This window comes from Asticcacaulis sp. SL142 (genome assembly GCF_026625745.1).
Taxonomy (GTDB): domain Bacteria; phylum Pseudomonadota; class Alphaproteobacteria; order Caulobacterales; family Caulobacteraceae; genus Asticcacaulis.
Window position 1 is genome coordinate 1,951,106 of record NZ_CP113061.1, and the last position, 26,993, is coordinate 1,978,098.

Genomic DNA, 26,993 nt, shown 5'->3' on the forward strand with positions numbered 1-26,993 from the left:
TCATATGGCCCGCTCTTTTTTTGTTGGTTAGTGGCTTGCCAAGCCGTCAAGGAATTTTGATACTCCCCTAAATTACGGAGTAAAAACGGCATGAGACGTCATTTTTTGTTAGGCGCACTGGGGTTTGTGGGCGCGGGTTTAAGCGCCTGTTTTCAGCCGCCGGAAGCCCCGAAAAAGCCGGAGCCCAAGAAACCGGCGGTCATGCCGACTCCGCCACCACCGCCCCCTCCGCCGGTTTTACCCGATATCACGACCGTGGCGCTTGAAACCTCCAAGGGCGAAATCGTCATTGAGCTTTACGGCAAAAAGGCTCCGATCACGGTCGCTAATTTCCTGCGCTACGTCGATTCCGGTAAGTTCGAAGGCGCTAATTTCTGGCGGGCTATGAAGTCCTATAAGGGCGGCTTTGTGCAGGCCACCGCCAACGGCCATAAGTTCCCGCCCATTGCCCATGAATCGACTAAAATGACCGGCCTGACCCACACGGACGGTACGATTTCCATGGCCCGTTATGATGTCGGCACAGCCTCAAACGGTTTTACCATCTCGGTTGGCGACATGACCTATATGGATGCCGGCAAGGACGACCCGGACGGTTTCGCCGCGTTCGGCAAGGTCACCAAGGGCATGGATGTGGTCAAAAAAATCCTGAACGGCAAGATCACCAAAGAAAAATTCGAAAGCGGCTGGGACGGGCAAATGCTGGCCGAGCCGGTCACCATCCTGTCGGCCAAACGTATTGACGGATCAAAGCCGCCTGCGCCGGTAACCACGCCGGATTAGGTGATAAACCTACTTACTATGACTCATGGCTTCAAAGATCGTGAATTGCCCTCTGTCATATCTGAGCATGTCGATACGCACGCTGGTGGGCGCAAAGTTCAAGATATTAAAGCCGTGAGGCTGCCGGCGGATGCGGTGCGACATGCCGGTCGAGGCATTGAGAAACAAGGTCGTATGCCCGTCCATGACGCGCGGCTCGATATAGGCATGGTGCTGATGACCAGCCAGCACGACATCGACCTTAGCCTCATCGACCGCCGATAAGAACCGCCGCACGTTGAACAGGCTGACATCAAGTGGAAAGTCCTTGGAGTTCATGGCCGGATGATGAACCGTGACCACCCGCCACGGCGCAGTTGAGGCCGCAAAGGTGCGCTTGATGTCACGGCACTGGGGGCGGCTGATTGAGCCATTGGCCCAGTTCCAGTGCGGCAGGATCATGCGGGCCGAATTGATGCCCTTGACCTGCACCAGTTCCGACTGAAACTGCGGATTCAGTTCCTGAGCAATAAAGCGCTTATAGCGGCCAAACGGGCTGATGAAACGCTCAAGGTCCATACCGGGCAGGTCGTGGTTACCGGGGATGCATAACAACGGGCAGGTCAGGCGCGAGAAGAAGGCTTGCGCTTGCTCGAACTCATCGACCGTCGCCGACTGGGTGATATCGCCGCTGGCAATCACCAGATCAAGCTCCGCCCCGTTCAGATGGGCCAGCAAAGCATCGCGCACCTCATCTTCGTGGGCCCCGAAATGCAGGTCGGAAATATGGGCTATCTTCATGCTGCCTCCGCATCCTTGGGCTGCGGGACCAGCATCTGGATATGGCGCGGCTTAATCGTGAACACAAGCGGCGTCATCAGTTCGGCGACCTCGCCGTCAATCGACACCAGTTCCTTTTTGCGGTGGGTATTGAGCGTCATGCGCTTACCGATCTGCTCTGACAGGTCAGGGTCTTTCATCCAGTTGCCGATCATCAGGCGCAACAAAAACCGAAAATGTGACAGACGCGATTTGGTCGTTGAGGCATAGATGGCCAGCTCGCCCCCTTGTAAAGACTGGCGCTTAAAATTGCTTTCGGTCCAGCTTGTTGTCTCGGCAAAGCGGTTATTGGAAATCACCACCGCCGCGGCCCGAAATTTAAAGCGCGCCCCGTCGATCTGAAGTCTGATACGCTGGCGTTTGTTCTTATCCAGGTGATCGACCACAAACAGGAACAGACGCGGGATTAGCAGAATATTATAGCGCGTGCGGTTTTCTTCGCGAAACACCGACGCCTGCGGCATGGTGCCGATACTGGCGCAGCATAGGAAAATCTCGCCATTGACAAAACCGGCATCAACATCCTGAATTTCATGACCTTCGCCGTAGGCCGATAGCGCCGCCTGCAACGAATTGAGGTTCAAATCCTTGGCCATCAGGTTCATGGTGCCGAACGGCAAAACGCCAAAGGCCTTTTTATTACCCACCAAGGCTGAGGCCGTTTCGCGGATAGTGCCGTCACCTCCGCCGATCAGCAGAGGCGCATCGGATTTGGCCATCCGCGCCAAAGTCTCAGCCATGTCTTCGGGCTCACAGAAACACAGCTCGTTTACGGCAATGCCACTGGCCTCGATCGCACTTTCAATCGCCGGCTGGCCCATATTGAGTACCGTGCCGGAGCGGTTATTGATGAGTATGTTGTAGCCGATATCAGCCATGACGCCCCTCTATTAACAAAGGGTACAGTGGCCCACCCATATGCAAAAATTCAATAAGCTTAGTGCTTAACCGGACGGATCAGCGCAGTGTCATAGCCCAGTTCACCCGCCCGCTTTATGAGGGTCGTGCGTTCGTCCTCAGACAGATTGGCGGTGCGGCTTAATATCCATAAATACCGCCCGGACGGCTCACCGACGATCGCCCAACTGTAATCCTCGGCCCGATCCAGAACCCAGTAATCACCATAGAACGGGCCAAAGAACGACACCTTAAGTTTGGCATTCTGGCTGCCATCTACGACCTTAGCCTTGCCCTTAGCGGTGGAGGCAGGGCCGTCGACTGCGCCTTTGTGGCAGGTGTTGACCACCTCAATCTTGCCATCCGGTAAGGGGCCATAATGCGCCGTGACCGCTTCGCAGCCCTTTTCAAAGCCGTTTTCATAGCGGGCAATTTCGTACCACAGTCCCTGATAACGGGCGATATCGACAGCCTTAGCCGGCTGCGGCACCGCCGTATTCCCCACTGGCCCACGCGACAGGGTCGAACAGCCGCTGACCAGCATCGCCGTGCCCAACAATACAGCGGGCATGATTACACTCATAGCTTTGCGCATGATTATTCTCCTGATGCTTATTCGTTGGGATGACCGGATCGGTTCACATTCAGGCCGATTTTGGCAACATACGCAGCAAGGCCAGCATATCGCCCAGGACATCGAAATTGACCGGCTTAACGAGATGCAGATCGAAGCCCGCTTCAGCGGTTTTACGGCGCATGGCGTCATCGCCCCAGCCGGTCTGGGCTATAATTTTCACGCTGCGGGTTTCAGGTGCGGCGCGTAAGCCCTGGCAGACCGCAATGCCATCCATGCCCGGCATACCGATATCGAGCAGGATCACATCGGGCCTGAACTCACGCGCGATCTGAAGGGCGGTCGGGCCGTCATAGCAGGCCACAACTTCATCGCCCCAGCCTTCGATCGCCCATTTCAGCGTCATCGCCGACTGACGATTATCATCGACCACCAGAACCCGCAGGCCGTTCTCAACTATGCCTTCGGGCCATGCCGCATCATCCGCTAAACTTACGTTCATCAATCTAACCAAAGCCTTATCTGTCGTGTCCCTGCCACAGCGACACGGGATCACTTAGACGCCTGCCCATAAAAAATCAGTAGGGTAGCCCGACTTTGGCCGAAATTTCATCTTACTGACATTTTTGTGCGCCGCTTATAAGTTTTAACGTCCCGGCAATGACGTTTTGATAAGCTGTATGCGTGTTAATTGAAATCACGGTCTGGCCTATGTCGTTTTTGTCCCGCCTTTATATGCCCAAAAAGCTGATGATCGCCGCCTGGGTCATGGTTGCGACCCTGTGTCTTGCCATGACGGCTCAGTATTTTTGGGCCGTGGACACGATCCGCTACGTCATGACGGTGGTTTACTATCTATTGTTGGATTACGCGTGGGCTAATATCCGCCGCGAATGGCAAAGGCTTGAGGATTAGTTTCTCGCAAAAAAAAAACGAGCCGTTCTGGCTCGTTTTCGCTTTATAGACGCGCATTGAGTCCAAAAACCGCTACACACTTTTTGGCATGCGCTTTTATGCCGCCACCGACGTGGTCGAGGTCTGCTTAGTGCCTTCCGACAGAGCCTGATAGATTGAGGTCATCCACTGGGCCGTCAGGTTGGCGATTTTAGACGCCGTTTCATCACTAACGGTCGCATCGCTCACAGCCGCTTCGGTCGATGTCGCGGATGTGACCTCAGACGTCATTTGGGGCGGCGGCCCCTTCGGCGGACCATTAGCCTTCATAGTCTCATCAAAGGCCGTTTTTTCGTCCTCAGTCACCGAACCATCGCCGTCGGCATCCATATGACTGAACAGTTCCTCGATCATGGATGTGTCGGCACTGTCCTCAGATTCTGATGAGGCCAGCATTTCATCAAGACTAACTGTGCCGTCCTGATTGGTGTCCAGCTCATCAAAAGTTTGGGGCGCCTGACCGCCACCACCGGAGGGCGGCGGGCCGGATGGACGTGTCCCTTCTTGTTGACCAGCTTCTTGGGCCTGCAACATGCCGCCCATGGTATCCGACGACATAGAACTGGTGAAAAACGCCAGACCTTCGTCTTCGGTGACCGAACCGTCACCGTCAGTATCCATGACCGAGAATCGTTCAGCCGCAGAAGACGTTGCCGAAGCGCTCGCCGAAGACGATTGCGCCTTGCCTGATTTGCTGGTGGCCTGCGAAGATTCCAGTTCTGCCAGGGTCATCTTGCCGTCCCCGTCGGCATCAATACTGCTGAACAGTTTTGAATGCATCTGCGACAGGGCGGTGCTGGAATAGGCAGATGTCGAACTACCGATCTGCATATGTACCTCCTTTTAGAGTTTCAGCCCAATTGCCAAAACACCTAAAAAAGGCCAGCACTTACTTAACAACCCGTTGAATTAACAATCATTTCAATAACTACACAAAATCATGGCCATACCCATCAATATACAGGCAATAAGCACCTGTTTATTTCAGCGAATACATAAAAACCTGTCGTTATTATCCGGCAGAATTGTCCGGCCTGCACATTTTTCGTCCCCGCTCTTATTATTTCCTTACGGACATCAAATCACCATGAAATCCCCGCACAGGTCAGCTTAGTTTGATACGTTTACTGATAACGGAATAACCCATGACCCGCTTTTTCCTCCTCCTGCCTTTGCTGGCGCTGACGGCCCCCGCAGTCGCGCAAATGCCACCCGAAGGTGGCCCTGATCGCCCGGTAATCAACCAGATTTTCTTCAGCCCGTCGGGTGAAGTTTTTCGCGCCAAAACCCCGGCCCCCTATCCGGTCGCCGACTGGTTCAAAAAGGCCGATGCTGACGGTGATGGCAAACTGACACGAGCAGAGTACGTGGCCGACGCCAAACGCTATTTCGCCGTTATCGATAAGGACGAAAATGGTGCGATCTCCTCACCGGAAAACACGCGATATGAGGAAGAACTGGCACCTGAAATCCTCTCACACGTCCCGATGATCACCCAACCGCCCAAAGGTAGGACGACCGACGCCGAAGGCAAGCCCCTGACCAACCAGCCCTATCAGCGCCAGATTACCGGGGCCGCCCAGTTCAGCCTGATCAATGAGCCGCAGCCCGTGCGCGGCGCCGACGCTAATTTCGACTTCAAGATCACTGCCGCCGAATGGGAGTCCGCCTCTCTGGCACGCTTCCGTCTGCTGGATAAGGACGTCGACGGTGTCCTCACCCTCGACACCCTATCCAAGACGCCGATGCAGCAGGCCCTTGAAGCCCCCCGCGATGGCAAGGGCAAAAAACGCCGCCAGTAACCCATCTATTTCGGCGGCAAGTAGTATTAAATGATACGACTTGCCGCCAGACAGTATTTGCCACAAATTACATTGTTGCGCTTGCAACAAACAAGCAGAGGCGTCAAATTAGGGCGCTTTTTTGCACGCAAGAGCCAGATTTAAGGCTGCTTTTTGCAATTTAATACCGGCGTTTGGTATAAGTTTTTATGCAACCCCGCTCGTTTCGTATAAAAGCTTACGCTTTCGTAAGATTTACGACCCTTTCACCTCGCCTCAACTTTGGCGATGTGTTACCAAGGCGACCCTCCTCAACTATATACGGCGGCGTTGCGTGCCTAAAAAAGTTCATAAACTCGGTTTGTTTGGTCTCGGCGCATTTGGCCGCCTGATTGTGCGCCATCTGTCGCCTTACTTTGACATACGGGCCTATGACCCCTCGCCCGAAGCCAAAGCCTATGCCAAACGCCACAATGTCGAGCTGGTCTCGTTAGAGGAAGCCGCCGCCAATAGGATCGTTATTCTGGCGACGCCTATCCGCACGCTGAAAGCGCTGGCGGAGCAGATCGCCCCCCATGTGCCGCTCAATGCGCTGGTCATCGATGTCGGCTCGGTCAAGGTCAACCCGGCCCAGTGGCTGACCGACGCCCTGCCCAAATCGGTATGCGTCCTGTGTACCCACCCGCTGTTCGGGCCGCAGTCGGCGCGCTACGGCATCCATAATATGGAAATCGTCGTCTGCCCGGTGCGCGTGCGCCATCTGCCGCCGATTGTAAAGTTTCTTGAGAAAACCCTCGACCTCAAGGTGTCAGTGACCACCCCCGAAGTCCATGACCGCGCCCTGGCCGCCGTGCAGGGCCTGACTCACCTGATCGCCAAGGTGCTCAACGGCATGGGTCCGCTACCGACCGAACACACCACGCGTTCCTATGACTTACTGATGCAAGGCGTCGGTCTGGTCTCCGGCGACAGTGATGAGCTGTTTATGTCGATTGAGCGCGACAACCCGTTCGCCGCCGAAATCCGCAAGCGCTTTTTCCACGAGATCGACAGTTTGCGCACCCGACTGGAAAACGGGCATAAGTAGTTTTTATACCTCCCCAATTTATTGGGGAGGGCACTTTTCCACAGCCCGCTAATGCCAAAGCCCCCCTCCGTCGGCTTCGCCGCCACCTCCCCCAGTAAACTGGGGGAGTATGACTATTCTCCTAAACCACCTTTTCCGTGGGCTTAGGCTCGCGTTTGGTTGAACGCAGCAGACGCGCCCCGCGCCCTTCCGGCGCATGGGCCGCCAACCGCGCCCGGAACTCATCGCGCTTATCGTGGATCGAGGCCAGCACCAGCCCCATCGGCACCCCAAGATCAACCAGCGTATTTTCCGCCAGTTGCAGAGACGCTTCGATCGTTTCCGGCACGGCATCGGTCACACCCAATTCATACAGGCGCTCGGCATGATGGGCGTCTCTGGCCCGCGCGATCAGGCAGATATCGTCGCGCAATGACCGCACGGCCTTAACGACATTATCGGTAAAGGCGGCGTTCGATACCGTCACAACCACCGCTTTGCGGTGCTCAAGCCCCAGCCGCGCCAGAAACTCGACATTGGACGCATCGCCATACCAGGTTTCAAGATGTTGCGACCGCGCCCGTGAGGTCACCCTTGGGTTCACATCGACGATCGTGAAGCTGATATTGTGTCGCCCCAGCATATCGACCACCAGTTCCCCGACACGGCCATAGCCGACCACCAGAACCTCATTGGGGACTTCGGTGATAATGTCGGGCGCTGCCGACGGTTCGGCTTCCTTTTGCGGGCTGAGGCGTTTGGTAAACCGGGTCACGGTAGAGCCGATTACCGGCAGCAAGAACAGGCTAATGATCGCCGCCAGAATGATCGCCTGACCTATTTGCGGATCGATCAGGTTGCGGCCCATGCCCTCATCGATAATAACAAACGCAAACTCCCCTGCCGGCCCCAGCAGGGCTGCCACTTCCAGCGCCGCAGCGCGCGGCAGGCCGTAAAGCCGCGCCAGCGGATAGACCACCACCGCCTTAAGCGCGATCAGGCCACCCGCCAGCGCCAGAACCAGCACCGGCGAGGCGAGGACCGCATCGATATCGAGCCGCGCCCCGACGGTAACGAAAAATAGCCCCAGCAGCAGCCCCTTGAACGGCTCGATCATCAGTTCAATTTCGCGCCGGTATTCGGTCTCGGCCAGCAGCAGCCCGCCCACAAACGCGCCCATAGCCATGGACAAACCGGCCATGACCGCCGCCTGCCCTGACATCAGCACCACCAGCAGACAGGCCGCCATGAAGATTTCCGGGCTCTTGGTCAGCGCCGCCGATTTAAACAATGGCCGCAGCAGCATACGTCCGCCCAGCACCAGCAGCGCCATAACCACAATCGATGGGATGATGGCCAGAACCCCCTGCACCCCGGTCGGCCCGCCTTCGCCGCCCGCCAGCACAATGACCGTAATCAGGATCGGGGCCACCGCCAGATCCTGCGCCAGCAGAACCGAAAACACGCTGCGGCCGGTGGCGGTGTTGAGCTTTTTCAGTTCCGCCAGCACCGGCATGACCATGGCCGTCGATGACAAGGCCAGCGCCATGGCCAGCGCGATCGCACTTTCCGGCGGGCGCTTCATCATCAGGAACAGCCCAAACAGCACCAGCGTACACAGGATGATCTGCAGCATCCCAAGGCCGAACACCATCCGCCGCATGGCCTTAAGGCGTTCCCACGTCAGCTCCAGCCCAATGGCAAACAGCAGGAACACCACGCCCAGTTCCGCCAGATTATGTATGTCTTCGGATTGGGTAACCGTAAACTTGGCCAGCACCGGCCACATGTCGGCCAGCCGCCCCAGCCCGTCCGGCCCCAGAATGACGCCGACCATCAGGAAGCCCAGAACCGGCGAAATTTTAAAGCGATTGAACAGCGGCACAAACACCGCCGCCGCCGTCAGAAACACAATCCCCACGGCATATTGGCCACTCATTTCAGCGGCATGATGCATGGCGGGTGCTGTCTGTACGGTCTGGGCGAGGATGTCTGAGGCCATAGGCGCTTGCCTTTATTATCTGGCCCTGAAAATCACATCCCTGCCGCCAAAAGGAAAGACCCTATCGGACCAAAGTACTTAAAATAGCGGGAAAAATTGCATCAATCCGCAGAAAAGCCATGACAAACCGGTCACAATTGCGCCCGCCGCCCGCTAAGGAATTCATCGTGACCGGGTAAGGTGTCCACCCCGGACTGAATGAGGCCCTTGATCTTGCGCAGGGCATTTCGCGCATCAATGAGGGGTATCTTGTCGGCTTGCGGGTCATAGCCTGCGGGCCACAGCCCTTGCCCCAGCAGGACCGCGCTCCAGCTTTCTGTTTTAAACAGTTCATGGGAGTCAATAACCAGACGGCCCATATTGGCAAACACAGCCATTCGGTTGGCCAGACTGTCCGGCACCGGCATCTCGCGCACCTGACGCCAGAACGGCGTGTCGTCGCGTTGGGTTTGCTTATAGTGCGCGATCACGAAGTCGCGGACATTCTCATATTCCGCCGTCATGCGCTTGTTATAAAGATCGACCTCGGCCTGAACGATCCCGCGCGCCGGAAACAGCGACGTGAGGATGGCCACACCCCGCTGAACCAGATGAATACTGGTAGATTCCAAAGGCTCAACAAAGCCTGAGGCCAGACCCAGAGCGACCACATTCTTGTTCCAGGTCAGGCGCCGCCGACCCGTGGTGAAACGCAGCGGTCTGGGGCTGGCGATCGCTGGCCCGTCCAGATTGGCCCGCAGGTCGGCTTCGGCCTCATCGTCGCTGATAAAATCGCTGCAATAGACATGGCCATTGCCGACACGGTGCTGCAGCGGGATGCACCACTGCCAGCCCGCGCGTCCGGCTGTGGCACGCGTATAGGGCGGGGCCGGGCCTGTGACAGCACTCGGCACCGCTATGGCGCGGTTCATCGGCAGCCAGTGCGACCAGTCGACATAACCGGTCTTGAGGGCCTCTTCGATCAGCAGACCCCGAAAGCCTGAGCAATCAATAAACAGATCTGCCGTAAGGGTTCGGCCATCTGACAGTTGCATGCTGTCCACAAACCCGGTCTCGCTATTGAGGTTCACGCCCGAAATCCGGGCATCGATGTGCGTCACCCCTTTTTTGAGCGATACTTCGCGCAGGACACCGGCATAAAGTGCAGCATCAAAATGTAGCGCATAGGACATCTTGGACAGGACATTTCCCGGATAGTCCTGGGGCCTGCCGAACTTCCCGGCATAGGCCGCAAGCGTGGTCAGCGCATAGTCCGAAAACGCCCCCTCCCGCGTGCGCAGCCAGTGATGGTGAAACGGCACACCGCCCAGATCATGGCCGATATCGCCAAAGGGATGGAAATAGCGGTCGCCCAATGCGCCCCAGTTGACAAATTCGATACCCAGTTTGTAGGTGGCGTTGGTTTTGCGCACCACCTCATCCTCATCCAGACCCAGCATCAGATTAAGCTGACGGATCGGTGGAATCGTCGCCTCGCCAACCCCCACCGTGCCGATTTCCGAGGACTCCACCACGGTCACAGCAACACTATTGGAGGCGAAACTTGCCGACAGACCCGCTGCGGCCATCCAGCCCGCGGTGCCGCCTCCGACGACGATGACATTTTTGACCGGCTGCATAAAGATTGTCTCCCCCTTTTCCACACGCATACGTTACTGTGTTTCGGCACGTCAAGTTATACTGATGAGCCCTTTCCGGCGGCCACAGCGATTCGCATATTCGTGAAATCCAGACACCCACAGGCAGGACGTAAGAGCCCTATTCATGACCCCATTTACGCCGATTGAAGACCGCAATGATATGCGAAGCGACCAGATCGCTGCGGCAGTTGCCGGACGGGACGCCCCGGTGATTTTCAGAGGTGCGGTGGCCGACTGGCCTCTGGTTCGCCAGTCTTCTGTTGACGCTCTGATCGACTATCTTAAAGGCTTCGATGCGGGCAAACCGGCTGAGGTCTTTCGGCAGGCAACGGGTGGCGACGGGCGTTACTTTTATGACGAAAGCGGTCGCGGCTTCAACTTTCAGCGCGGTGCCATGCCCATGGGGGCCGTGCTTGAGCGCATGCGGCTACTGGCGAGAGGTGCTGCCGACGAGAGGGTTTATATTCAATCAGCACCGCTGGGCCTTCATTTTCCTGAGCTGTCCAAAGCCAACCGCCTGCCGGACGTAGATGCGGCCCCGCGTGTCTGGATCGGCAATCAGTCGATCACCCCGACGCACTTTGATCTGAACGACAATCTGGTCTGCATGGTGGCCGGAACCAAGCGCTTTATCCTGTTCCCGCCGGAGCAAACGAAAAACCTCTACATCGGCCCGCTGGAGCATACGGTCTCAGGCGTACCGGCTTCAATGGCCGATATAGACAAGCCCGATTTCGAGCGCTTCCCCCGGCTACGCGAAGCTTTGGCGGCGGGTCAGATGGCCGAGCTTAAGCCCGGTGATGTTTTGTTCTTACCCTATATGTGGTGGCATCAGGTCATGTCAGATGCGGCCTTCAACATGCAGATCAATTACTGGTGGAATCCGGCGGTTCTGCAAAATCCCCAAACGCCTCAGCCGATGCTGGCGCTGATGAGCGCCATTGTGACCGTGCGCGACCTGCCGCCCGCCCAGAACCGTGCGTGGAAGGCGATGTTCGACCACTTCATCTTCCATCAGTCTGATCCCGTCGCCGATCACCTGCCCGAAACCCTGCGTGGCTTACTGGGCGAACTGACGCCGCAACAGCGCGCGGCGATCCTGAAAGGGTTGAGCAAGAGTTTGGCGTAAAAGCCAAAAGCATAAACCTAAAACAAACAAAAACGGAAACGCCCTATGATGCACGCTTCACGCGCCGTCGATATTCCCGGTGTGGCTCTCAACCCCAACGCCAGGGTAGAGATTAAAAAAATCGGCCATGAGCAACAGCCCGTCTTTATTGTTGATCAGGCGCTGATCAATGTTGAAGCCATGGTTGCGTTTGCCGCTGAGCACACGACCTTTGGCCCGCCGCCATCCACATCACGCTATCCGGGGCGGGTTGCCCCCCTGCCCGCTAGCTATATGCCGAATATTCTTGCCGCCCTGCGCAGACCTCTGGAAAGCGTGTTCGGCTATGTGGCGGGGCCGCGCCCTACGTCATTCGGATTTTATGGGCTGGCGACCGTACTTACGGCTGATCTGATGCCGGATCAGGTGATCCCACATGCCGACGCCACCCAGCCCAATGCCTATGCGAGCGTGCATTTCCTGAGTGCCCACGATTACGGCGGCACTGCGTTTTACCGCCATAAGGCCACCGGCCTCGAAGTGGTCTCCCCGGCCAAAAGTCAGGCCAGTTACCAGCAACGCAATGCTGAACTGGAGGCGTACAAGGGCAGCCCCCACAGCAAGCTACAGGCGCTTTACGAAGAGATTGCCTATATCGAACCGGTCGCCAACCGCCTTATTCTTTACCGCGCCGGTCAGTTGCACAGCGCGAAAATGGCGGGCGTCGATACCTTGCCCGACGATCCGCGAACGGGCCGCCTGACCGCCAATCTGTTTGTGAATATTGGCTAGCTGTCAGGACAGAACGCCAGACAGCGCACGCGCCCATACCTCATACCCGGCATTATTGGGGTGGACCGAGTCGGGCATCAGATCGCGCCGGAGCTGACCATCCTCATGTAGATACTGGCCACCGATATCGAGCAAGGTCACATGAGACAGCCCGTTCAGGCGCGCCTTGATCAGGCGGTTGCTATCGCGGATCAAGGGCCGCAGGGAATCGTCCGCAGAAAAGCCGCGCGGAAAAATGCCCATGACGATGATACGGGTCTTCGGTGATCTTGTCCGGATATCCGCGACTATGGCACCGACACCTTCGGCCACCTCGGCCGGGGTGCTGGCCCGCGCATTGGCAGACCCGGTCAGGTTATTGGTGCCGATATTGAGCACCACCCAGTCCGGCGTCAGGCCGTCAAACTCTCCCTGACGCAGCCGCCACAGGACATTCTGAGTCCGGTCCCAGCCAAAACCAAGATTCAACACAGAAGTTTGGCCAAACAAGCTGTCCCAGGCTTCCTGCCCCGATGCCCGCTGCGCCACCGGCGTGCCGCCCCAGAAGTGCGTGATGGAGTCGCCCATCATCACCACCTTAGGCGACATTTTCCGCCCCGCCGCCTTTACCGCCTGATGCCGCGCGTACCAGTCATAGGAATCGATTTCCAGTCGCGGCACCGGGATCAGGGCCGTATTGACCTGCGTCATAGCCTCAAGCGGCATAACGGGCGCCCGCCCCAAAAGCCGGGCCAGCGTCGGCTCAATCGCCTGCGCCATCAGGCCTTGCCCCTTGGTATCAGGATGCAGGGGGCGGCGCGGCGGTTTTAAGCGCGGATCATAGAATATTGCCGTGTTCAGGCTACCGTCAGGTCTCATGAAAACCGAGCCAATATCCAGATAGGTGACGCGGGGATTTAGCTCATAATTGGACGCCAGATGGGCATTGACCGCTCTGTCCGTCGCCGTTTTCGTCTCGCTGACCTGACTGGGCAACAGCCCCAGCAACAGGATATGGCTTTGCGGCAGGCGCCGCTCCAGTTCGGCCACGACGGCGTCAATACCCCGCACCGTCTGTTGGGCATCCCTACCCGCATAGTCGGTGTCGTTCGTCCCGACCAGAAGGATGGCGACCTTGGGGTTGAGGCCTTCGATTTCACCATTCTGAATCCGCCATAGCACGTTTGAGGTCGTGTCGCCGCTGTAGCCCAGATTTAAAGCCCTGCGCGGGCCATAGAAACGCTGCCAGGTCGGCTGGAAATTCTCATCCGGCAGAATGGCTTTTTCATAGTTCTGGGTAAGCGAGTCCCCGATCAGGATCACCTCTGGGTCAGGTTTTGTGGCAACCAAGTCCAAAATCGCCTTATGCCGCGCCGCCCACCAGTCCTCGGACAAACGCCCCCACCCATAGAGGTCATCCGCCTGCACCCGCGTCGCCGCCGTCAGCATACCGGCTGTGGCCAGCCCCTTGAGTACCCATCGTCTTTGCATACGTATAACCTTGTCGATCCCGTCCCGTGCTATTTAAACCTGACCGTTACCGGTTTGCCGGAATAGCTGACGGTGCGGCTTACCTGCGCCGGTGCGCCACCGCTCGCATTGGTGGGGTCTGCGATGACGATATTGAGTATCCGCGTCGGAACAAGGCCCGGATATGTCCCTTTGCGCGCGCCGATCGTCAGCGTGCGATCCGCATCATTCCAGACCAGTTGATAGGTGGCATATTCACCTTTTTCATAATCATAGGTCTCGTTGTCGTCTTCATAGATCGTGAAGGCGGCATCAGCGCCGGGATAGACGCGGACTTCATAGGGGGCTTCGGGCTTTTGCGTTGCATATTGCTGCACCGGGCCCATCGGCAGGATTGAACCGGCTCGGACATAAAGCGGGATAATATCCAGAGGCGCTTCGCGGGCCACGGTCTGGCCGCCTGTGAACGGCTGATGGGTGTAGAAATCGTACCAGTCACTACCCTTCGGCAGATAGGTTTCCATCTTCAGGTTCAGGGTTTTTTCGGCGGTTTCCAGACCGCGCAACTGTGTCGGCGTGCGCCAGGCCAGCCGCAGACCGCGATCATATTCACCCTGATAGTAGTCTATCCTGACCGGCAGGCTTTGCCCCTTTTTAAGCACACGTTTCACGCTTTTGTAGCGTTTGGGCCCATTCTTCCAGTCCTCAACAACCGTCTGCCCGTCGAGGAAGAGACGAAAGCCATCATCCCCTTCCAGCCCGATTTCGTACTCGCCGTCCTCAGGGGCGATAATCACCCCCTCCCATCGGGCCGAGAAGTGATCGAGGCTGGTAAGCCCCGCGGGCGGTTCCGCCAGAGGCGGCCCCGGCCAGTTCATATCGATCTGGGTATCGATGACCTTGCCTTTGGGCGTATCGAAAGCCTCACCGGCAAAATACTGGCCTTCGAGACCCGGTTGCCCGCCGTTTGTGCGCAGATAGGCCGCCGGAATGGTTTCGGCAGGCGGGTCGCCAAAGTGATACATCGGGCGGGTAACCGGATGAACCAGCAGTGACGGCCCAAACATGAAGGTGTCGCTGATAGCATGGGTCGCGCGGTCGTCGGGGAAGTCCATCGGCACGGCGCGCATCAGGGTATAGCCCTCATCCGTCACCTTCCAGTTCAGGCTGTAGATATAGGGCAGCAGGCGGTAACGCAGATTGACGCTGCCGATGAGCGATTGATACATCTGCGGATCGAGATCCTTAAAGATGTACGGCTCGCGCTCGATGCTGGTGCCGTGGACGCGCATGATCGGGTTGAACGCAGCGTACTGGAACCAGCGCGCAAAAAGCTCACGGTAGGCCGGGTTTTGCTCGCCGCCCTGAAAATCATTGACGAAAAAGCCACCGGTATCCTGCGTCCAGTAGGGATTGCCGGTGATGGTGACATTGACACCGCCATCTATCTGTTCGGCCAGCGTCTTCCAGCTTGCCGAGTTGTCGCCGGACCATGAGGCGGCCCCGGTGCGCTGTGCACCCGCCCAGGCCGAGCGCGTCAGGGTGAAGACGCGCTTGTTGCTGGTCGCCCTCTGGCCGTCATAGGTGCCCTGGGTCGTCAGGAGCGTGTAGGGGTTGAGGTAGCGCGTGAAATCACCCAGGGCATTGGTGCCCAGGCCTTTGATGTCTCTGACAACCTCATCCGGATTGTGTACGGCCGTGCCGACCTCCACTTCGGTGCCATCCATCCAGAGCGCATCCACACCCTTGTCCAGCAGGCCCGTCTTGATGTGTTTGAAATAGATTTCACGGCCCTTAGGGCTGAAGGCGTCATAGATGCGCGCCTTTTTCGATATCCAGTGCAGCGGTTCAAAACGAAGACCGTTTGCATCAAGCTCTTTGGCCAGTTGCGTATCATTGCCCACCGACGGCCAGATCGAGATCATCAGCTTCATATTTAGGTCGTGAATATCGCGGATCACGCCCTCCGGATCAGGAAAGCGATCCTTGTCCCAGATCATGCCGCTCCAGGTACCGTCCTTGTCGGAGCCCCAGTATTGCCAGTCCTGCACAATGTAATCGAGTGGAAACTGCTCCTTGCGGAAGGTCTGCGCCACTTCAAGCAGGCGGTTTTGAGTCTGATAGCGTTCCTTACTCATAAACAGGCCAAACGCCTGCTTTGGGTACATGGGCGCTTGCCCCGTCAGATCACGATAGGCCGCCACGACCGCGTCCATATTGTCGCCGCCCATGAAGTAATAATCGACGCCCCCCGGCGCACTTTCCGCCCACAGGGTCGCGCCGTCCGCATCGTCCCTGAACTTCATAACCGAATAGGTGTCCCACAGGATGCCGTAGCGTTCTGACGACATCATCACAGGGATGATGATCCCGGTATTGGTCTGGACCAGAAGAAGTTCCTTGCCCCGGCGATTGAGTTCGCCCTCGCCGACGAATCCAAAGCCGAAAATGCCTTCATCCGGCTTGAGGTTGAAGCTGTTGCTGACCTCATAGGTGGGCGCACCGGAAATCTCGACCGGCTTCAGGGTTTCGGGCTGGCGCGCACGCTCAGAAGTATAGACCTTGCCCGCCTCATCCGTGAACGTCAGGGCCCCGGAGCGCTTATCGACAACAATCGTTAGTTTCTTGGATACGATAGTCAGGGCCGTTGCTGTTTCCCGGATGTCGAAGGCAATCGGGTCGGGCTTATCAATCACGACAAGGCTGGGCGCGGTCCAGAAGTTCTGGCCGAGGTTGGCGTTGACCCGCACCGCTTCGGGGCCGTAGAAAATGATATTTTTGGTGACACCTGCGTACCTTACCTGCACGCCATTCGTGAGGCGCGTGAAGGTAAACCCGGCCTCAGAGGGGGCCACCACACCCATGAGATGACCATTGGCATCCAGACCCGATGGGGCTGCGGCCAGAGCTACACCCGACATCAGAGCCAGTGCTGATATACAACCCATCAGGATGGCTGGTTTCATTTTAGCGTTTCCTTTTTCCGGTTCAGACCATACCTTGGCCGGTGATTTTGAGCACAGGCGTGAAGGCCGGTTTTACGTCTGGTAATTTGACCGTCAGACCGTCCATACCCAGTTCAAACGGCACCGAATCATAGCCCAGAAACTCGACCTGCGCTATCCTGCCCTTACGCTGTGCCGAGAGCCTTCCGCCACTGGGAACGCTCTAAACAAACCGGGACAACAGGCGGATATAGGCCACCTGATAGCCGTTGGAGTTTTCCGTGATTGGCCATGAGTTCAGCGGCCAGGCGGTATTGAAGTCCTTGTAGGATTTTTGCCCCGGCTGGCCATAAGGTGGAGATGGCCGCGTGGTGCCACACTGCGAACTGATCGAAGGACAACGGTCACCCCAGTTCCACTGGCCCTTATTCGGACCACCGGGCAGGAAGCCGGGAGGCGGGCCGTAAGCGGAGGTAGCCGCGCTGTCCCACGGGGTGCCATCAAAGAACCAGAAGTGCCAGATCTCGTTGGCTGATTTTTCCGCCCCAAGACTGGACATATTGGTCAGGTAGCACAGGCCCAGCGGGTTCACGCCGTGCAGGTAATGGATGTAGTGCGCGGCGGCATTCAGATTTTCCGTCGCTGTATGGGCGGTACCCAGATTGTGGGTGTTCAGTGTGGTGAATATCAGGCCCGTATTGGCTTTGACCGAATTGCTGCCCCAGATATAGTCAAAGATAAAGGCGTAGTACGGATCGGCCTTAGTGGTAATCTTGCCCCACACATATTCGCCATTGGCCCCGTTGACGTAATGGGCTCGGATCGAATTAGCGACCGTAGTCGTGGCTCCCGGCAGGCTGGCATAGTAGAGCAGGGCATCCTGCATCCCGGTTTCATAGGCCGTCACATAGTTGCCGTATCGGACCAGATTAGCCTCATCGTAGTTCGCATCGACGAAATCGCGGTACACGCTGCTGCCCGTCAAAGCGTACAGATAGATCGCTGCCTGCAGCTTGGCCATCAGACGCCCGCGATCATCGGTTTCCTGCTGTCCGGCCCCCAGCCCCTGAGAGCCGTAGGCCGCATCATTGTTCTGGAACAGCACATTGGGGTTGGCCACCGCCCACGTCCAGGCGCGTTCGGCACGGATGCGCAGATCTGCGGCATAGGTGGAAAGCGCGGGAAAACCCGCCAGAATTTTTGCCCCAAGCGCCAAAGCCCCGGCAGTACTGAGCGTGGCGGAGGTGCTGGCCGGACCATAATAGCTGGGGGTTGTAATGGAAGACGGCGGGCTGCCGCCGCCGAGGCCGACGATAGACAGGACGGCGTCACCACCGGCCCCGTCCTGCATTTTTTTCAGCCAGTCAAGGCCCCACCTGGCTTCGTCAATGATGTCAGGGATGCCGTTGCCGGATTCGGGGATGTTGTAATCATCGCCCCAGACGGTCGGATTTTCGAAATAGGCATAGAGCAGCGCCGTCACATAGCCCGCCGCCCAGCTGGTATATTTGTTCGCATCCCCGGCGTCATACCAGCCGCCCGACAGATCGCGCTCGGTCGAGGGATCAGCCTGTGCCGTAAACAGGCGCGCGTTTCGGTCCTGACCCGGCCCGACATGCGATGCGCCATCCGCCCAGTTGGCCCCGGCATGGGTCGCCAGCTTTACCTGACCGGCGCGCTGATAGTAGAAAGTACGCACCGCCGCCTTAAGCACGGGCAGGTAAACATCTGCCGCGATCTTGAAGGTGTAGGACTTCACATTGCGCTGGGTGTCGCGGATAAAATACTCACCCGGTGTCGTCACGCTGCTGAAGTCAAAGTGCCAGGCCTTGTCGCCAGAGCTGGGGTCGGTCGCCCCGCCGTTCCACGCTGTCAGCCCGCCCGTAAACACAACCGCATTGGTCGCGGCGTTCACGACGTCATAGACCGTGCCGGGTGCAAAGGAATCGGCCGCATCGAAGCTGACAATCGGGTCGCCCTGCGATGTGGTGCCCAGATTATCACTCTGCGGGTCACGCACGACTGCAATCTTGGCTTGCCCCGGCAGATAACCGAACTGATCAACGACGATCGGGATGCCATTCGTCATGGTTGTCGGCTGGACGACCGGCGCAATTGACGATGAAGATGAAGATGACGATGAAGAACCGCCGCCGGAACTGCCGCCACCGCCGCCCCCACCGCCACAACTGATCAGGCTGAGCGGCACCAGTGAGGCACCGGCAGCCAGCAAAAATCTGCGGCGGTTGCTGTTGGATAGTGTTGTCATTTTGTGGTTTCCGTCCCCTTTGCATTGGCTTGAAGCCGCCGCAGTTATTTTTTGCCAGCCCCGATCAGGAGTGCGTTTAGCCCTTGCGGATCACGTAAGGCCTGCGTGCGCCGGTCGATCAGGTCGCCGGTATCCCACAGGAACGGCACCACACCATTCTCGAGGGCCATCTGGGTGACATAGGCCAGCCAGTAATTGCGCGACGCCAGATGCTTTTCCAGATCGAACGGGCCTTTGCGAGTCATGGCACCGTATTCCCCAAGAATGACGGGAATGCCCTTATCCGTGAACAGGCGCTTCAGAATCGCCATCTGTTCATCGACCGTATCTTCCTCGCCCCAGGTCGCATTGCGTTCCGGCTCCAGTGTGGAGTGGAAGTCCTTGCCCCAGTAGTAGAACATCTTGCCCCAGCTCGCGTCCTCGCTGATGATCGCAAATTGTGCGGGGGTGTAGTAATGGGCTTCGACCATCAGCCGATCTGGCACGGTGTCGGCCGGCATCTTGTTCCAGAGAGGCTCTGCAAGCTCGATATTGGTTTCGGCCAACTGCAGGACAAGCGTGCGGTATGCATTTTTGCCACCCGTCGACCTTACGGTATCAACGAAGGTCTGATGGTAGGCATAAAGCACCTCCATCTGCTCAGCGGTTTTGCAGTTGGGCTCATTGGCGCTGGCGAAAATCAGCCGCTCGTCATAGTCACGCAGGTGGGTGGCAATCTGCTCCCAGAAGGCGCGCTGCTTGGGGATGACCCGGTCTCTGGCCGCGACGGTGACGTTGTTTTCCAGCCAGCCGCCGTCCCAGTGAATATTGAGCACGACATACATGTCGGCATTGATGCAATACTGGACGACCGTCTTGACGCGGTTAAGCCAGTCCTCGCTGATTTTCGCCGTTTTCTGATCGGCGTACTGGTTCCAGGCACACGGCAGGCGTATCGCGTCGAACCCTCTGGCCTTGACAGCATTCACCAGAGCCTGACTGATGTCCGGGTTGCCCCAGGCGTTTTCGCCCCCAATGGCTTCAAGCGTATTGCCGATATTGAAGCCAAGCTTTATGCGCGCGGCGATCTGAATTGCCTTGCTGGCCATGCTGCTGGCATCGGGTGCCAGCGGACGGGTATTGTAGCTGGGATAGACTACAGGCGCACCCATTGAGCGCTGAGCAGCCCCTGGCTCTGCGCCGCGCGCAAGGCTGGCAAACGTCATGGGCACAAGGGCTGCCCCCGCCGCCAACATGAACTTGCGGCGATGGGGATCAATGGGGTTCGTCATGTTCGTCATCCTGCGTATGCCTGATGGGCTCACCCCAGCGGGGTGAGCTTGACCAGCACGACATCGTTCGTGTTCATCGCCACCCTGACCTCGGCCGTTCCATCGCGGCCAACCGTCACCACACGCTCGGTTTCGGGCAGGTCGCGGGTCGCGTCCTGCAGCTTTGCCAGTTGCGCGGGCGTCAGTTCCTGGGGCGAGCCCATTTCAATCCACAGAGATTGGGCATCGTTCTTTTTGTAACCTGTCCGGTTGATTTTGAGCGCGAATTTGCCGGGGGTCAGGCCCGTCAGGCTCAGTTTCACCGGCTCGGATTTGCGGTTGGGCACCAGCTTGCTGAAGAAGGTGCCATTGCTCCTGCCCTTCTGATCCGGCAACTGGAAGTCCCACAGAACCGCCGCAACCGACTGGCCATCGACAGCCGCCCAGACCTGCGCGTCTGTGGTGGGGATTTCCATACCCTTCAACGCGTTAAGGTATTTATAGGTGAACCATGACGCCTTGCGCACGCCGTCCTTAGTCATCAGACCAAAACCGCCGTGGAAGGGGCCGCCCGGAGGGCCCGGTTCTTCGAACAGGTCGGAATAAACCCAGTAGCTCATGCCCTGAGCCACGCCCTGAACGCCCCGAACCTTGCTGACGATATAGGGGGCGGCGACATAGGAATCGTGGCTGATGTCACGCGGATTGTAGCTGGTGCTCCATTCCGTAAAGTACAGCGGCGTACCGGGCAAATGCGAAGCTTCGATCTCGGCCCGAACCTTTTTAACATCACCGATGACGGCGTTGGGGTTCTTCGACAACTGGAGGTCCATCTTGCCTTCTTCGTCGAGATAGCCATAGTCGACGCCGTAGGTGTGGGTGGTGACGAAATCGACCGGCGTATTGGTCGCCTTGGCATAGGCCATCAGTTCGGGCACCCACGCCGCACCGGCGGTCGACGGGCCGCCGACACGAAGCTTAGGATCGACGGCCTTAAGCGTGCGGGCGGTGACGCCATAAAGCGCGAAATAAGCCTCCTGATCGGCAAACCGCCAGAAACCATCAAGGTTCGGCTCGTTCCACACCTCGAAATACCATGTGCGTACTTCTTCGAGGCCATAGCGGGCGATCAGGTGACGCGCAAAGGCATCGATCAGATGCTCCCACATGTCGAGACGCGGGTGGGAGACATTACCCTTCCAGTAAAAGATCGTCTGATCCGCCGACTTCATAGCCGAAGGGGTGAAGCCCAGCTCAATGAACGGCCGGATGCCCATCTTCAGGAAGCGGTCGTACATATAGTCAATCTTGGTCCAGTCATAGACGACCTTATTGTCGACCAGTTTCACCGTGCCCAAGTCGTCGTGGAAGATGTCGTGGAAGCGGATGTAGCGGAACCCCAGCTCATCCACGGCGGTTTCAAGCTGCGCCAGATTGGCTTCGCGAATGGTTGTGCCGGAATAGTCTGCGCCAACGGACAAATCGAAGAAGCGATCAACCGGCGTAGTCGCTTTGGTAAGATCAAGCGTGGCCTGCCGCGCAACACGGCCTTGCGCCATGGCACCAGAAGCGGATGTCGCCGCCGTTAGCGCTATCATCGATGCAAAGGTTCTTCGGGAAAGATTGAAGGTCATGTTAGCTATTCCGATATAAGGACTAATATTTCACGGTCTTGCATTTCACGGGCGGGGGCAAAAGAGGCTCAGGACGACGCCATCGCATCATTGAAATGGTTCACCCTGAGCCATTGTGGTAGATACCTACTCGATCAGTTCAACGCCATCAGCCGGGAGGTGCAGGGTTCCGGTGTAGGTCTTGCCCGACAGCAGGCCGGTTTTCTTGCCGTCCAGAACCACGTCTTTTGGGCCGTATGAGGCGTTTACATAAAGCGTGCGGCCATTGACGGTGCGGGCATAAACCCCTTCCGGTGTTTTCGGGCCCGGTACGATACCGACCTGCGCATACAGGCTCTGGTACAGGGGCTTCATGATCGACGGTTGGGCCGGGGTTGCGACATAGATGGCCTTGCCCTTGCCGTAGGTGTTGACCGTGGCGATCGGGGGCGAGCCTTCGACATTGGTGATGCGTCCCAGCACCTTGGCAGTTGTCGGTTCGAGCACTTCGTAGAAGTTGATGGTCGTGCTGAAGTCGGTTTCACCCAGCTTGCCCGTCAGCGGCCCCCAACTGCGATAGAACTCTTTGGTCGTAAGGCCGAACACGTCGGTCAGGCGCCCCGGCAGCGGGGTGCTGAACCATTGGTTGGTCTCATCCACCTTATCCGACATGGCCGTCATGATGACCGTGCCACCATTCTTGACATACTTACGGATATTGTCCGCCGCGGCCTGATCCATCAAATAGATACCCGGCACCACCACCATCTTATAGCGGCTGAGATCTTCAGGGCCGATATTGATGACCGACACATCGATATTGTCGTTATAGACCGGCGAAAACGCGTTATGGGCATGCACCATGTAATCGGTGGTGTAGTATTGCGCTACCGTGTTTGACCAGCTTTTGGGCGCTGAGGCGACCTTGGCTTCAAACGAATAGGCGATGGCGACTTCTGGTTTCAGTTGACGTGGAAAACCCATTTTTTCCATCATCTTGAATTCTTTAGCGATCCCGCCCCATTCGTCGAGCTTCCATGACGGCGTGTCGTCGTGATCGACCAGGCCGAACAGAGCCTGCTCCTCACCGCCCCGGTGGCTGTTGAACGTCCAGGCCAGCAACCCTTGAGCGCCATTGACCAGCCCGAAATGGGCCCACATGCGCGACCGGCCCTTATAGCCATAATAGCCGCCGCCACCGGCCTGAAACTCAACGTACCAGCTTGGGTTCGGCGAAGCACCGCGCATCATCATGGTCTCATAGCCACCACTGATAGCATCGCCGTTGTAAAATCCGTGCGAGCCGTGCGTGACGTAGTCCTTATAGGTCGAGAGATAATCAAAGCCCTTGCGACCGCTTGAGTCCCACAGATTGGAAATCGCCGGTTTGTCCGGCGCATTGCGACGGCGAGCATTTTCAAGGATCATCAGGTTATGAATAGTGACCTCTGACCAGTAGCGGCGCAGATCAAGGTAACGCTCAAACGGGCCAGGACCGTCGCCGTAAGGCAGCTCAATCTGATCCCAGTCGGTGAGTGTGCGCGACCAGCGCTGGGTGGCCCAGGCCTTGTTCAGGCTTTCCAGATTGCCGTATTTTTTCTTGAGCCAGACAACAAATCTGTCCTTGTCAGCCTCAGAATAGGACATGAAACCGTTGCCGATTTCGTTATTGTAACCGATGGCTATGGTCGCGGGATGCTTGCCATAGCGCTTGGTCATGGCCTCAGCCAGCTCAGCGACCAGTCGCTGATAGTCGGGATCACTGGTGTTATCCATATAGCGTTCGGCGGCATAAAGACGCGTGCCGTTCTGCGTCACCAGATCGACGCCGGGATATTTTTTATGCAACCACATCGGTGCGGGCTGACCGGGAATGTCGACGATGACCTTGATGCCGGCGGCATGCATCTCGGCCATGACCTTATCGAACGCCTCAAAGGTGAACACCCCTTCCGCGGGTTGGAAATAGTCCCAGGACAGATCGCCCATTCGCACGACCGTAAAGCCCGCCTTTTTCATCAGGGCAATGTCCTGAGTGATCTGTTTGGGCGTGCGGTCAACGGGCTGATAGTTGGCCCCCACATAAAGCCGATCCGTCTTCACGCCCTGCATGTGGCCCGCAGGGGTTTGTGCCTGCGCCTGAGCGGGTATCACTCCGGAAACAGCCGACAAAATGGCTGCGGTTCCGATCAAAATATCTCTAAATTTCATTGTCTCTTCCTGAAGACCGCACGCGCGGAAACCTGAATAGGGGCAGCGCATTATTGAAATGCGCGGCTTGTCTTTACGCATTTTAGTCGCAATGTAGTCGCCGAAAACCGCTCACACTTTGGGCTCCGCCGAACTTCGTTTCGGCATATCGCTCTAGCTCTGAAATGTTATCTTGAAAGCGCTGGCGTGGCGCGTCGGCAAGGCCGATGGCAAGTCGATCACCAGTGCCTTATCGGTCTGCTGGAAGGTCAAGGCTTTCTTCACCCCCAACAGGCTCACCCGTTTGACCCGGCGCGATTCATGCCCTGCCGCGCGTCCCAGCGATGTGACCACGACCGACTGCTTGGGTTCACCCAGCGTAGTGAAGCGAAGGTCCTGCGCCGTGTAGGCGACGCTTTCCTGAAACGGCCCTCCGGCCATCGGCAGACGGTACTCAGGCTTTGCATCCGGCGCTATGCCCGGCACACAGCCAGCCTCACCCGCCTTGGCCGTACTCGCCGCAAGAGTTGTGGTGCCAAGCGCCGCCACGGCTGGTACGCCACCCAATAAATCTCGCTTACTTATGCCCGCCATATTCATTCCTGTGTATTTTGTCCTCAAAGTGCAGTCTCTGCTCAGAGCGCGCACTTCGGGCATTTAGTTGATTTATATTGCCGCATATAAAATTACATTTCAACAGCAAAATAAAAAAGACGCACATAGATTTAAAATAGCATCAAGATACTGATATTAATCACTTTGCATGGCTTTTTCAGGCCGGCCTTACCGCCGCCTTCAATGAGCGGCGGCAGGGGTTACAGCGTTCAGGCGTAGGCGTTAAGAGAGCAAACCCTCCACGTCGCAGAAGGGTCGGTTTGGCCCGGGAGAGCTGAAAATAGCCAGCCCCCCCTGCGGCTGACCGGCGATCCGTTTTGCCAGGTTCTGAGAGGGAGCAAAAATTCCGGTAACGAACTTGCCGGCATGGGCCTTACCGGAGGAAATACCCGCTTCGTCCTAACGGTCAGAAACCAGTCACAGCGCCTCTGTGGCACAGCAAAATGTCTTTATCAGGCTGATATCGCAGAGCGCCCGATACTACTTTCCCGATGTCGAAAATCGCACAGCCCCTGCTGTCGACGATATGGATTCTGAACGCGCTTTGGAACCTATTGTACAGTGGGCCGTCAGCTTTGAGCGTCCAGCGAAAGCGCGGGCGCAATGTATCGACACCGCAGGCATCGGTGCGCCACTCAACCCGACCGCTAAGCAAGGCTGGGGGGCTTAAAGCCATGCAGCCGAACCTGCTCAATCAGGTCGCGATGCTTGGGCAATATCGATAAGGCGTGGTCGCCTTGGCGTCTTATCTCCGCAAACTGTGTCTTGGCGTCCTCGAAGTACCTGTAGACACCGGCCTGAGCGCTGATATCTGTTTTATAGCCCATACCATAGAGGACATACTGCCAGTTTGCCTCGGTGAAGATGTCGTGATTGGGATCCATGTCCAGAAACGATGGTGGACGAAAGCGCCAGCGCTCCAGCCGATCTTTAAGATCATCGGAAAGGCTTTCCGGGCGGACATTGTCGCGCCAGAAGTCTGTATCCGTACGCTGCGTCAAACAGTAATGCAGCTTGATGAAGTCAACCACATGCTCATAGCGGCGCGTCATGAAGCGGTTAAATTGCTGCGCGCAAACCTCGTAACTATGTTCCCAGGGGAACAGATTGGACAGAATGACCGACGCGATTTCAGCGAACCCAATACCGGTCGCTTCGAGCGGCTCAATAAATCCGCCCGACAGGCCGATGGCCACGCAATTATTCTTCCAGTGGGTCTGCCGGTAGCCCGCTTCAAAATTCAAAAACCGGACATCACAGGATCGCGCCGCAGGTCCGGCATATTCGCGTAAGACCTGCTCGGCGCGCTCATCAGTCGTATGATCCGTCGAATAAACATAGCCGACACCCCGACGCCCGACCAACCCGATATCCCAGGTCCAGCCATTTTCCTGAGCCGTGGAAATGGTCTGGGATTCAATCGGTTTGCCCGGTTGATCGTAAGGCACCTGCAGGGCCACGGCCCGGTTGGTGAAAAGCTGTGAGCGCAGGGATTTAAACGGCACGCCCAAAGCCTGACCGATCAGTTGCGCTTTGAAGCCTGTGCAATCGATATACAGGTCCGCTGTCTGATCGCCATGCGCCCGCGTTACCAGTTTTTCGATAAAGCCGTTTTCGCCGGCCCTAACCGCATCGACCGTGTCTTCGATATGGGTGACGCCAAACGATTTAGCCTTTCGGCGCAACAGCCTTGAGAGTTCCACCGCATCAAAGTGATACGCATAGTTCAGCAGACCGTTATGGCCCGCATGGTTGATCAGCTTAGGGGCGCGTTTATCATTGACGATTTGCTCCTGAATCGTGCTGACGCTGCCCCAGGAAGCCTCTCCCGCCGCCCCTAACAGCCAGTAGGGCAGAACGTCGAATTGTGAGTGCTGGGATGAAATCTGGAACGGATGAAAATAATAATCTTCGCTGTTCTTATCGAGAGCGCCACGCCAGTTCACGAAGCGGATGCCCTGCTTATAGGTAGCACTAGCCTCACGCACCAGACTGTCTTCATCAAGCTCTATCCGGCTGAATGTCTTTCTGATGCTGGGGAACGTGCCTTCACCAACGCCAATAATACCAATATCCGGCGATTCAATGAGGGTAATATCCAGACCCGATGGCAAGCCATAAGACAGGATTTTAGCAAGGTAAGCCGCCGTGACCCATCCCGCCGTACCGCCGCCGACTATGATGACTTTTTTTCGTGTAAGCGCCATTCAGGTTTGTTCCGGAGCCTGCAAAAACACGGCCTAAGA

Annotated in this window: 22 protein-coding genes; 7 read left to right on the plus strand and 15 right to left on the minus strand. The window is 57.2% G+C overall.

Annotation, left to right across the window (positions count from 1 at the left end):
* Window positions 1-90: 90 nt before the first annotated feature.
* On the plus strand, window positions 91-783 hold the full coding sequence (locus OVA03_RS08865) for a peptidylprolyl isomerase (RefSeq protein WP_267523768.1): 693 nt from the start codon (window positions 91-93) through the stop codon (window positions 781-783).
* A gap of 9 nt (window positions 784-792) precedes the next feature.
* Here the strand turns inward: OVA03_RS08865 and OVA03_RS08870 are convergent, their stop codons facing one another.
* The 4 genes from OVA03_RS08870 to OVA03_RS08885 are packed head-to-tail and all read right to left on the minus strand — an operon-like array spanning window position 793 to window position 3,575.
* Window positions 793-1,563 carry a metallophosphoesterase family protein gene (locus tag OVA03_RS08870; RefSeq protein ID WP_267523770.1) on the minus strand — a complete coding sequence of 257 codons (771 nt, stop codon included), beginning with the start codon at window positions 1,561-1,563 and terminating at the stop codon, window positions 793-795.
* Window positions 1,560-2,480 carry a diacylglycerol/lipid kinase family protein gene (locus OVA03_RS08875; protein ID WP_267523772.1) on the minus strand — a complete coding sequence of 307 codons (921 nt, stop codon included), beginning with the start codon at window positions 2,478-2,480 and terminating at the stop codon, window positions 1,560-1,562. Before OVA03_RS08875 ends, OVA03_RS08870 begins: the two co-directional genes overlap by 4 nt.
* Before the next feature lie 59 nt (window positions 2,481-2,539).
* Window positions 2,540-3,094 carry a lipocalin family protein gene (locus tag OVA03_RS08880; RefSeq protein ID WP_267523774.1) on the minus strand — a complete coding sequence of 185 codons (555 nt, stop codon included), beginning with the start codon at window positions 3,092-3,094 and terminating at the stop codon, window positions 2,540-2,542.
* Window positions 3,095-3,143: 49 nt separating this feature from the next.
* The gene (locus OVA03_RS08885; RefSeq protein ID WP_267523776.1) at window positions 3,144-3,575 is read right to left on the minus strand and encodes a response regulator; all 432 of its coding nucleotides are present in this window, start codon (window positions 3,573-3,575) and stop codon (window positions 3,144-3,146) included.
* 209 nt (window positions 3,576-3,784) lie between these two features.
* On the opposite strand from OVA03_RS08885, the gene OVA03_RS08890 reads away from it, so the two are divergent.
* Complete coding sequence (locus tag OVA03_RS08890) at window positions 3,785-3,988, plus strand: hypothetical protein (RefSeq protein ID WP_267523779.1); 204 nt, start codon at window positions 3,785-3,787, stop codon at window positions 3,986-3,988.
* A 96-nt stretch (window positions 3,989-4,084) separates the two neighbouring features.
* On the opposite strand, the gene OVA03_RS08895 is transcribed toward OVA03_RS08890, so the two are convergent.
* A complete protein-coding gene (locus tag OVA03_RS08895) occupies window positions 4,085-4,858 on the minus strand; it encodes an EF-hand domain-containing protein (protein WP_267523781.1) in 774 nt (257 codons plus the stop codon).
* A gap of 314 nt (window positions 4,859-5,172) precedes the next feature.
* Here OVA03_RS08895 and OVA03_RS08900 point away from each other — a divergent pair, with 314 nt between their 5' ends.
* Both OVA03_RS08900 and OVA03_RS08905 read left to right on the plus strand, forming a co-directional pair.
* On the plus strand, window positions 5,173-5,829 hold the full coding sequence (locus OVA03_RS08900; protein ID WP_267523783.1) for a hypothetical protein: 657 nt from the start codon (window positions 5,173-5,175) through the stop codon (window positions 5,827-5,829).
* A 313-nt stretch (window positions 5,830-6,142) separates the two neighbouring features.
* The gene (locus OVA03_RS08905) at window positions 6,143-6,895 is read left to right on the plus strand and encodes a prephenate dehydrogenase/arogenate dehydrogenase family protein (protein WP_267523785.1); all 753 of its coding nucleotides are present in this window, start codon (window positions 6,143-6,145) and stop codon (window positions 6,893-6,895) included.
* A gap of 121 nt (window positions 6,896-7,016) precedes the next feature.
* On the opposite strand, the gene OVA03_RS08910 is transcribed toward OVA03_RS08905, so the two are convergent.
* Entirely contained in the window at window positions 7,017-8,876 is a 1,860-nt protein-coding gene (locus OVA03_RS08910) for a cation:proton antiporter (protein ID WP_267523787.1), read from the minus strand.
* A gap of 131 nt (window positions 8,877-9,007) precedes the next feature.
* Window positions 9,008-10,495: a tryptophan halogenase family protein gene (locus OVA03_RS08915; RefSeq protein WP_267523788.1), complete on the minus strand. Its 1,488-nt coding sequence runs from the start codon at window positions 10,493-10,495 to the stop codon at window positions 9,008-9,010.
* Window positions 10,496-10,640: 145 nt separating this feature from the next.
* Here OVA03_RS08915 and OVA03_RS08920 point away from each other — a divergent pair, with 145 nt between their 5' ends.
* The gene (locus OVA03_RS08920; RefSeq protein ID WP_267523789.1) at window positions 10,641-11,645 is read left to right on the plus strand and encodes a cupin-like domain-containing protein; all 1,005 of its coding nucleotides are present in this window, start codon (window positions 10,641-10,643) and stop codon (window positions 11,643-11,645) included.
* A 45-nt stretch (window positions 11,646-11,690) separates the two neighbouring features.
* Window positions 11,691-12,416 (plus strand): DUF6445 family protein, encoded by a 726-nt coding sequence (locus OVA03_RS08925; RefSeq protein WP_267523790.1) that lies wholly within the window; start codon window positions 11,691-11,693, stop codon window positions 12,414-12,416.
* 3 nt (window positions 12,417-12,419) lie between these two features.
* On the opposite strand, the gene OVA03_RS08930 is transcribed toward OVA03_RS08925, so the two are convergent.
* From OVA03_RS08930 to OVA03_RS08960, 7 genes are all read right to left on the minus strand, one after another.
* Complete coding sequence (locus OVA03_RS08930) at window positions 12,420-13,886, minus strand: GDSL-type esterase/lipase family protein (RefSeq protein WP_267523792.1); 1,467 nt, start codon at window positions 13,884-13,886, stop codon at window positions 12,420-12,422.
* Between the two features lie 29 nt (window positions 13,887-13,915).
* Entirely contained in the window at window positions 13,916-16,831 is a 2,916-nt protein-coding gene (locus tag OVA03_RS08935; RefSeq protein WP_267523795.1) for a TIM-barrel domain-containing protein, read from the minus strand.
* Window positions 16,832-17,033: 202 nt separating this feature from the next.
* Window positions 17,034-19,079, minus strand: a complete 2,046-nt coding sequence (locus OVA03_RS08940) for a glycoside hydrolase family 9 protein (protein ID WP_267523798.1) — start codon at window positions 19,077-19,079, stop codon at window positions 17,034-17,036.
* Between the two features lie 44 nt (window positions 19,080-19,123).
* Complete coding sequence (locus OVA03_RS08945) at window positions 19,124-20,350, minus strand: glycoside hydrolase family 5 protein (protein WP_267523800.1); 1,227 nt, start codon at window positions 20,348-20,350, stop codon at window positions 19,124-19,126.
* 29 nt (window positions 20,351-20,379) lie between these two features.
* A complete protein-coding gene (locus tag OVA03_RS08950; RefSeq protein WP_267523802.1) occupies window positions 20,380-21,963 on the minus strand; it encodes a GH39 family glycosyl hydrolase in 1,584 nt (527 codons plus the stop codon).
* 126 nt (window positions 21,964-22,089) lie between these two features.
* Window positions 22,090-24,153 carry a beta-galactosidase gene (locus tag OVA03_RS08955; RefSeq protein WP_267523803.1) on the minus strand — a complete coding sequence of 688 codons (2,064 nt, stop codon included), beginning with the start codon at window positions 24,151-24,153 and terminating at the stop codon, window positions 22,090-22,092.
* A gap of 153 nt (window positions 24,154-24,306) precedes the next feature.
* Window positions 24,307-24,726: a hypothetical protein gene (locus OVA03_RS08960; protein ID WP_267523805.1), complete on the minus strand. Its 420-nt coding sequence runs from the start codon at window positions 24,724-24,726 to the stop codon at window positions 24,307-24,309.
* Between the two features lie 451 nt (window positions 24,727-25,177).
* On the opposite strand from OVA03_RS08960, the gene OVA03_RS08965 reads away from it, so the two are divergent.
* The gene (locus OVA03_RS08965) at window positions 25,178-25,417 is read left to right on the plus strand and encodes a hypothetical protein (RefSeq protein WP_267523806.1); all 240 of its coding nucleotides are present in this window, start codon (window positions 25,178-25,180) and stop codon (window positions 25,415-25,417) included.
* Here OVA03_RS08965 and OVA03_RS08970 read toward each other — a convergent pair.
* Window positions 25,395-26,954 carry a tryptophan halogenase family protein gene (locus tag OVA03_RS08970; protein WP_267523807.1) on the minus strand — a complete coding sequence of 520 codons (1,560 nt, stop codon included), beginning with the start codon at window positions 26,952-26,954 and terminating at the stop codon, window positions 25,395-25,397. The two genes, OVA03_RS08965 and OVA03_RS08970, sit on opposite strands and share 23 nt — an antisense overlap.
* Between the last annotated feature and the right edge of the window lie 39 nt (window positions 26,955-26,993).

Coding starts and splice junctions, on each gene's coding strand:
- OVA03_RS08865 (WP_267523768.1), top strand. CDS start 91: ATGAGACGTCATTTTTTGTTAGGCGCACTGGGGTTTGTGGGCGCGGGT.
- OVA03_RS08870 (WP_267523770.1), bottom strand. CDS start 1,563: ATGAAGATAGCCCATATTTCCGACCTGCATTTCGGGGCCCACGAAGAT.
- OVA03_RS08875 (WP_267523772.1), bottom strand. CDS start 2,480: ATGGCTGATATCGGCTACAACATACTCATCAATAACCGCTCCGGCACG.
- OVA03_RS08880 (WP_267523774.1), bottom strand. CDS start 3,094: ATGCGCAAAGCTATGAGTGTAATCATGCCCGCTGTATTGTTGGGCACG.
- OVA03_RS08885 (WP_267523776.1), bottom strand. CDS start 3,575: ATGAACGTAAGTTTAGCGGATGATGCGGCATGGCCCGAAGGCATAGTT.
- OVA03_RS08890 (WP_267523779.1), top strand. CDS start 3,785: ATGTCGTTTTTGTCCCGCCTTTATATGCCCAAAAAGCTGATGATCGCC.
- OVA03_RS08895 (WP_267523781.1), bottom strand. CDS start 4,858: ATGCAGATCGGTAGTTCGACATCTGCCTATTCCAGCACCGCCCTGTCG.
- OVA03_RS08900 (WP_267523783.1), top strand. CDS start 5,173: ATGACCCGCTTTTTCCTCCTCCTGCCTTTGCTGGCGCTGACGGCCCCC.
- OVA03_RS08910 (WP_267523787.1), bottom strand. CDS start 8,876: ATGGCCTCAGACATCCTCGCCCAGACCGTACAGACAGCACCCGCCATG.
- OVA03_RS08915 (WP_267523788.1), bottom strand. CDS start 10,495: ATGCAGCCGGTCAAAAATGTCATCGTCGTCGGAGGCGGCACCGCGGGC.
- OVA03_RS08920 (WP_267523789.1), top strand. CDS start 10,641: ATGACCCCATTTACGCCGATTGAAGACCGCAATGATATGCGAAGCGAC.
- OVA03_RS08925 (WP_267523790.1), top strand. CDS start 11,691: ATGATGCACGCTTCACGCGCCGTCGATATTCCCGGTGTGGCTCTCAAC.
- OVA03_RS08930 (WP_267523792.1), bottom strand. CDS start 13,886: ATGCAAAGACGATGGGTACTCAAGGGGCTGGCCACAGCCGGTATGCTG.
- OVA03_RS08935 (WP_267523795.1), bottom strand. CDS start 16,831: ATGAAACCAGCCATCCTGATGGGTTGTATATCAGCACTGGCTCTGATG.
- OVA03_RS08940 (WP_267523798.1), bottom strand. CDS start 19,079: ATGACAACACTATCCAACAGCAACCGCCGCAGATTTTTGCTGGCTGCC.
- OVA03_RS08945 (WP_267523800.1), bottom strand. CDS start 20,350: ATGACGAACCCCATTGATCCCCATCGCCGCAAGTTCATGTTGGCGGCG.
- OVA03_RS08950 (WP_267523802.1), bottom strand. CDS start 21,963: ATGACCTTCAATCTTTCCCGAAGAACCTTTGCATCGATGATAGCGCTA.
- OVA03_RS08955 (WP_267523803.1), bottom strand. CDS start 24,153: ATGAAATTTAGAGATATTTTGATCGGAACCGCAGCCATTTTGTCGGCT.
- OVA03_RS08960 (WP_267523805.1), bottom strand. CDS start 24,726: ATGGCGGGCATAAGTAAGCGAGATTTATTGGGTGGCGTACCAGCCGTG.
- OVA03_RS08970 (WP_267523807.1), bottom strand. CDS start 26,954: ATGGCGCTTACACGAAAAAAAGTCATCATAGTCGGCGGCGGTACGGCG.